Source organism: Mesorhizobium sp. M0816 (genome assembly GCF_040320005.1).
Classification (GTDB): domain Bacteria; phylum Pseudomonadota; class Alphaproteobacteria; order Rhizobiales; family Rhizobiaceae; genus Mesorhizobium.
Genome location: NZ_JAMYOT010000049.1, coordinates 21,714 through 28,296, shown reverse-complemented (window position 1 = coordinate 28,296; position 6,583 = coordinate 21,714). Strand labels below are relative to the sequence as shown.

Genomic DNA, 6,583 nt, shown 5'->3' with positions numbered 1-6,583 from the left:
CGCCCCGCAACCCCACCCGTGCGGCACGGTTGTGCTGGCTTCTCTTGTACTCTCCCTGCGGCCCCTACCCGGCGCTTGTTGTGGGGTTGGTCCTTTCCCGCGGCCGCGGTTTCGGGGGCCGCGGTCTCGGATTCCTCTTCCAGCACCAGCCAGCCATTGAAGCGTGGCGCTGCACTGGCGATGTCGATCACCGCCGCGGTATCGCAGACGCCCTTGCCGAGCATCGCCCATGTGCCGCTGGCATCGACATCCTTCAGGTGCACGTAGCGGATGCGGTCGCGATAGGTGGTGAGCGTATCGGCCATGTTCCGATGGCCACGCAAGATGTGGCCGGTATCCGGCACCCAGCCGACGAGCGACGGATCGACCAGCCCAAAGATCCGGTCGTAGTCGGCGCGATCGAAGAGCAGCGTGTTGTGGTGCGAACTCGGATGCACCGCGACCTGGACGCCCGCCTTGCGCCCTAGCTCCCCCGCCTTGTTGTAGACCTCCGCGGCGATGGCAAATTTGTCGTCGCGCGGGCCGTCGGAGACGACTGTCGCCGAGCCCATCGACACCAGCGTGTCCGGAAAGGCAGCAGCGAAGTCGATCCATCGCTTCGCGGTCTCGAGGTCGTTGCCGATCTTCTCCTTGAGCGTGAAGCCGCTCTTGGAACCGAAGGCGAAGGAGACGAGCGTCAGGCCTGACGCCTTGAGCGCGGTCGCGAACTCCGCCGGCTTGTCGGCATATCGGCCGATCATCGTGTCGGTGATCTCGATGCCGGCATAGCCGCCATCGGCGATCGCCTTCAAGAGATCGTCCGGGCCGCCGGCAAAGCCCTCTCCGAGCATTTCCCAGGTAAAGGTCTGGCAACCGACTTTCAGGTCTTTCACGATCGTCCTTTCATTCCTTGATGCCGCCCCGCGTTAGCCTTGCGGTCCTGCCGTTCGTTGAAGGCCTTGATTAGGTCGCCAAAGGTTTCCTTGCCGAAGAAGGCGGCGCTGGCAAGCTGATTTCGGAACGTGATTGCGCCCGCGCCGGTCGAATGCCGAGACCCGTGTCGAGCGCTGCGGCGCCCAGCATGCCGGCGCCGATGAGAAATTGCCGGCGATCGGCGATGGTGACGTGACCCACAGGCTTCGTAGCGGCGGTCGGCCGTTTTTCATGTCAGTCATTTCCTCCCCTGAAGGCTGGGGCCTCCAATGTTGCGCCAGCATTTTCGCATGTTCTGCAAAAATTTTACGCGCGTCAATATTTAAAGTGCTGTATAGCGGGCTGTGATTGCGGCTCGCGACCGATTCAGCAGGCCCGCCGAAGTGTCATCGCGTTGGGAGGCAGACTCGAAAATGCAAGCAAAATCACAGATTAAGCTCGGTATCGGCATTGTCGGATGCGGCAACATCTCGATGACTTATCTGCGCAACGCGGCGCTCTTCGGCGGCCTCGAGTTGCGTGCATGCGCCGACATTTCCACCGAACTGGCGGCACTGCGCGGCAGCGAATACGGCATCCGGGCAGTCAGCGTCGACACGCTTCTAGCCGATCCGGACATCGACCTTGTCCTCAACCTGACCGTCCCGGCGGCGCATTTCGACATCTCGTTTTCGGCGCTTTCGGCGGGCAAGCATGTTTTCACCGAAAAGCCGCTGTCAACCTCGGCTAGGGACGGCCGCCGGCTTGTCGCCGAGGCGGCGAAGCGCAATCTGCTCCTAGGCTCGGCCCCCGACACTTTTCTCGGCGCAGCCGGACGGCGGGCGCGCCGCCTGATGGACGAGGGCGCGATCGGCCGCGCCGTCACCGGCACCGCCTTCATGATGGGGCGCGGCATGGAGCACTGGCATCCCAATCCGCAATTTTACTATCAGCCGGGCGCCGGCCCAATCTTCGACATGGGCCCCTATTACCTGACCATGCTGGTCAACCTGCTTGGGCCGGTGGCACGCGTGATGGCGATGGCGACTCAAGGACAGGAGGTGCGCCTTATCACTGCCGAAGGTCCCTACAGGAACACCAGTTTCAAGGTCGGCACGCCGACCAACATCCTATCGCTGCTGGAGTTCCGATCGGGCGCCACCGTCACCTTCGGAGCCTCCTGGGATGTCTTCAGACACTCCAATCACCCTATCGAACTGCACGGCACGGAAGGCTCACTGCGCCTGCCCGATCCTGACACGTTCGGCGGCACCGTATCGCTTTCGGAACGCGGCGCCGACTGGGCCGACTTCCATAGCGAGAGCGAGCTCTACGGGGGGCGCAACTGGCCTTACGCCGCGCCCGACCGCGCCAACTACCGCATGCTTGGCGTCGCCGATTTGTCGCATGCGCTGACGACGGGCAGAAAACCCCGCGCCTCCGGCGATCTCGCTTTGCATGTGCTGGAGATCATGGAGGCGATCCTCGCTTCGGGAGAAAGCCGCGAGTCCGTCGCCGTCAACCGGGCGGTCGACCAGCCGCCGCTTCTTGGCGAGGACGAGGCGACGAGCCTGCTTGCCTGAGGCGTAGGATCAGTCGATGGCTACGTTGCTTTCATCACTTCTCGATCCGGAAGCCCGGCATGTGCTCGACCTCGGCCGACAGGCTCCCGCGCGGCCGTTCGAGGCCGGCACGCCTGAAGAGGCGCGGCGCGCCTATGAGGAGAGCTTTCCCACACTGCAGGGTGAACGCGAGCCGGTCGCCTCACTGAACGAACGCTTCATCGACGGGCCTAGCGGCCCGTTGACGCTCAGGATCTATCACGGGCGACGGGCGGCCTTGGCCAGTGCCCCAGCGCTGCTTTATCTGCATGGCGGCGGCTGGGTAATCGGCAATCTCGATTCCCATGACGAGATCTGTCGCTGGTTTGCCAACATGGCGGCCTGTGTGGTCGTCTGTCCCGACTATCGGCTGGCGCCGGAACATAAATTCCCGGCCGCCATCGAGGATTGCCGCGCAGCGTTTGCCTTCATGCAAAGTGCGGCCGACGATCTCGGCATCGACGCGGAGCGGATCGCTGTCGCCGGCGACAGCGCCGGTGGCAATCTCGCTGCGGTGCTGTGCCTGATGGTGCGTGGGAGCAAGAATCCGCCGACCGTGCAATTGCTGTTCTATCCGAACACGGATGCCTCGCAGACAGCGGACAGCTATCGCCGTTTTGCTGAGGGCTATGGTCTCACCGCGGCAACGATGGCCTGGTTCCGCGACCACTATGTCAACCATGCCGGGGATATCGACGACTGGCGCGTGTCGCCGCTGAAGGTCGCCAGCCTTGCCGGCGCAGCACCAGCCTTTGTCGCGATCGCCGGTCATGACATTCTCGTTGACGAGGGTGGGGCTTACGCAAAGCGTCTGCAAGATGACAGCGTGCCTGTCGTGCTGAGGCGCTGGCCTGGCCAGATCCACGGCTTTGTCTCGATGGGCCGCCATGGTCCGGCCTCGCGGCAAGCCGTCGGCGCGGCGGTTGCCGCGTGGCGCGGCTTCGATGGAAAGCTCAGGCCGATTGACGCATGACCAGCGTCGCGTCGAGATTGACCTTGGCGGCAACCTCCGCTCCATCCTCGTTCAGCAGGGCCAGCAGCGTCTCGACGCTATATCCCGCCATGGCGGCGAAGTCCTGCGCCATGGTGGTGAGGCCTGGACATGTGTAACGGCTCAGCGGGTGATCGTCATGAGCTGCGACACGCAGGTCGCAATCGGCCTTGCGACCGACCTTGAGGCCTTGCGCGTAGGCGGCCGCCATCACGCCGAAGGCGAGACGGTCGTTGTTGCACAGAATGGTCTTGCCCGACAGGCCGCCATTGCCGAGCATTTTTTCCATTTGCTCGTAGCCGATCCGTTCGAAATCCCATGTGTAGTCGTCGGTGTTGCCGATGACGACAGGCTCATGCCCGAGCCGCTTCATAGAAGCGATATAGCTTTTCAGTCGTTCTGGCGAGTTGTGGTTGACGTGCGGGATATCGAAATAGACCGGGGCGTCGCCGGACCGGCACAGATACTCGACGATGGTCGAGACGCTCTGGGCATTGTTGTTGCCGACGAACGGCGTTCCGCCTTCGAGATAGGTGTCGAAATAGACCACCGGTATGGCCTGCGTCAGCTTCTCCAGCGTGCGGTGGTCCGAGCGCAGGCCGAGCGGCGCGATGAGTGCACCGGAGACCTTCAGCGACAGGATGGTTCGCGTTGCCTCCACTTCGAGCTCGCGCGAGCCGTGCGAGGAGATCACGATCGGCCAGTAGCCTTCGTCGCGCAGCCTTAGTTCGATGCGGCTGACCATCTCCGAATAAAAGGGGTCGGCCACTGTCGGCACCATGATGCCGATGCTGCGGGTCCGCTTGCGGTTCAGGTTGCGTGCAAACAGATTGGGCTGGTAGTCGGACGAGCGCAGCGCCTCTTCGATACGCTGCCGTGTCGCTGGCTTGACGCTGGTCGGATCGTCGAAATATTTCGACAGCGTCGGCCTGGAGACGCCGCAAGAGCGGGCAAAATCATCCATCGTCCTGTGCGTCGTCGGCATTCAAACGCCTCGCGTTCTGGACATCCAATCACGGGGTTGCCCTAAGCGCTGCCCCAGGGCACCCGCATACGGTGCGCTGCCGTGCAACGGCAACGCAAAAGTTTACAGAGGGCTTCAGCAGTTTCAACGCGTATCGCTGAATTTGTTTCACGCGTAAATTTATTAGTTAACGCGAAAAGTACAAGCCTAATTGACTCCGGATATCGGTTGCCGCCAGGCAGAATTGCACGCGGCCGAGAGGGCCGTCCGAGTCGGGGCCTAGGGACTCGGTTGCCAATGGGACGAGCTGCCAATTCTGAGCACCACAATCCGGAAGGCACCTAGACATAGCGCACTTCGACTCCCAGCTTGTCCAATCGACTGCGAATCCCAAAGGGCATAGCGGTGTCGGTGATGATCAGATCGACACGTGACAACGAAAATGCCTTGGATGAGGCGCCAATATCCCATTTGCTTGAATCCGCCACAAGGATCACGCGCCTGGCCATACGAACCAGATTGCGTTTTGTGCGCGCAATGTCTTCTGAGACATCGACGACATCGAATGACTGATCGATCGCATGCGCGCTGAGGAACGCTTGGTGGGCCACAAGGCCGCCCACAGCCCTGTCAAAATCCGACACGATCGTGCTGACCGTCGAGGGATAGACCCGACCTCCTATCATATGCACGTCCAGCCCAGGGCGATACATCAGATGCTGTGCAATGTTCATCGCGGTTGTGGCTACTACCACATTGTTGACCGGGGGCATCTGCATTGCGACCTGCAGCAACGTCGAGCCGCTGTCGAACACCACGGACTGGTTGTCTATGATCTGGCGCGCCGCCATCTGCGCGATACGCCGTTTGGCATCGAAATTGCGAGACATCCGCTCTTCGAAGGCCGCCGCGGGCGAATCAGCGGGCAAGGCGATCGCACCGCCATGCGTTTTGATCAACTGCTTTTTTGCATCCAGAATTTCCAGGTCGGACCTGATGGTCACCTCGGAGACGCCGAAATTTTCCGCCAGTTGGCTGGTACGCGCCTGGCCGGTCCGCTGAAGCGTGAGCATGATCTGATGTCGCCGTTGTTCCGCAAGCATGTGTAACCCCGAATTGCTGTTCGATAGCTGCACGCCAACCTTTCGAAAATCGAATAGGAAACCGGCCTGCGTTTGAGAATTCGAGGGATACCGCCTCACCGCAGCGAACGCTAGCCGTTGCAGTTGCAACCTATATCGAAACGAAAGAAATCGAAATATTGAATATTGTTTTGCTTTCGAGTTAGGGTCCTCAACGTCAGATCAACAATTGCGAAGGGACTGCACTGATATGGGCCTTGGAACTAAAATTCGCTTGTCGCGGCTGTTCTCGCATCGATCTGGGAACCTGTTCGGTGGTGCCGTCGACCATTTCGTAGGTTACGGCAACGTCCGCGAGGGAGGCCTTGCGGATCTGCCCGGCGCGCTCAAGCGGGTGATGGCCGGAGAGCCAGATTACATCAGCATTCAGCCTGGTGCGGCGCGTCATTTGTGGCCGGCTTACGCCGGCAAGGCAGCGCTGGTCATTCAGGCGGGATGCTTTACGCCCGACGATCGGATCAGTCAGTTGATCGCGACGCCCGAAGATGCAGTGCGCTATGGTGCCGATGCGCTGGCGGTCGCCATTCCGGTGCGGGGCGATACCGAGGGTCACTACATTCGTTGGCTTACCGATACGGTCAACGCGGCTGCTCGTTTCGAAATGCCGGTCGTTGCACATGTTTATCCCCGCGACTATTCAAACGGCTGCAAGATCGTCTTCACCCCCGACGAAATCGCCTACGCAGTGCGGATTGGTTTTGAGACCGGTGTTGACGTGATCAAGGTCGGATACACCGGGGACTTCGACTCATTCAAGGAAACCGTGGCAACTTGCCCGGTTCCCATCGTTATCGCCGGCGGTCCGAAGACCGAGGATCTTCTGGGCGCTCTCACCCAGACGTCTGAAGCCCTGCGCGCCGGTGCGAAGGGTGCCGTCGTGGGGCGCAATCTGTGGGGGCACGGTGACACCACGATGGCAGCGCGTGCATTCAAGTGCGTCATTCACGATGGGATGGCACCGCAAGACGCTTTGGCGGCTGCGGGCACGTGAGCT

General features: G+C 61.3%; 6 protein-coding genes. 3 read left to right on the top strand and 3 right to left on the bottom strand.

The window, feature by feature from the left end:
* Positions 1-830 (bottom strand): sugar phosphate isomerase/epimerase family protein (locus NKI17_RS34440; RefSeq protein ID WP_352907619.1); only part of this gene is annotated, 830 nt, incomplete at its 3' end.
* 495 nt (positions 831-1,325) lie between these two features.
* Between NKI17_RS34440 and NKI17_RS34435 the strand changes: the two genes are divergently transcribed.
* Both NKI17_RS34435 and NKI17_RS34430 read left to right on the top strand, forming a co-directional pair.
* Complete coding sequence (locus tag NKI17_RS34435; protein WP_352907618.1) at positions 1,326-2,474, top strand: Gfo/Idh/MocA family protein; 1,149 nt, start codon at positions 1,326-1,328, stop codon at positions 2,472-2,474.
* A gap of 16 nt (positions 2,475-2,490) precedes the next feature.
* Positions 2,491-3,465 (top strand): alpha/beta hydrolase, encoded by a 975-nt coding sequence (locus NKI17_RS34430; protein ID WP_352571731.1) that lies wholly within the window; start codon positions 2,491-2,493, stop codon positions 3,463-3,465.
* Here NKI17_RS34430 and NKI17_RS34425 read toward each other — a convergent pair.
* Together NKI17_RS34425 and NKI17_RS34420 are read right to left on the bottom strand one after the other, a co-directional pair.
* The gene (locus NKI17_RS34425; protein WP_352907617.1) at positions 3,446-4,468 is read right to left on the bottom strand and encodes a LacI family DNA-binding transcriptional regulator; all 1,023 of its coding nucleotides are present in this window, start codon (positions 4,466-4,468) and stop codon (positions 3,446-3,448) included. The two genes, NKI17_RS34430 and NKI17_RS34425, sit on opposite strands and share 20 nt — an antisense overlap.
* A 320-nt stretch (positions 4,469-4,788) precedes the next feature.
* A complete protein-coding gene (locus NKI17_RS34420; protein ID WP_352907616.1) occupies positions 4,789-5,550 on the bottom strand; it encodes a DeoR/GlpR family DNA-binding transcription regulator in 762 nt (253 codons plus the stop codon).
* 229 nt (positions 5,551-5,779) lie between these two features.
* Here NKI17_RS34420 and NKI17_RS34415 point away from each other — a divergent pair, with 229 nt between their 5' ends.
* Positions 5,780-6,580 (top strand): beta/alpha barrel domain-containing protein, encoded by an 801-nt coding sequence (locus NKI17_RS34415; protein ID WP_352457857.1) that lies wholly within the window; start codon positions 5,780-5,782, stop codon positions 6,578-6,580.
* Positions 6,581-6,583 lie beyond the last annotated feature (3 nt).

Bases quoted from the DNA above. Each gene is read 5' to 3' on its own strand.
- NKI17_RS34435 (WP_352907618.1), top strand. From the start codon at position 1,326: ATGCAAGCAAAATCACAGATTAAGCTCGGTATCGGCATTGTCGGATGC.
- NKI17_RS34430 (WP_352571731.1), top strand. From the start codon at position 2,491: ATGGCTACGTTGCTTTCATCACTTCTCGATCCGGAAGCCCGGCATGTG.
- NKI17_RS34420 (WP_352907616.1), bottom strand. From the start codon at position 5,550: ATGCTTGCGGAACAACGGCGACATCAGATCATGCTCACGCTTCAGCGG.
- NKI17_RS34415 (WP_352457857.1), top strand. From the start codon at position 5,780: ATGGGCCTTGGAACTAAAATTCGCTTGTCGCGGCTGTTCTCGCATCGA.
- NKI17_RS34425 (WP_352907617.1), bottom strand. From the start codon at position 4,468: ATGCCGACGACGCACAGGACGATGGATGATTTTGCCCGCTCTTGCGGC.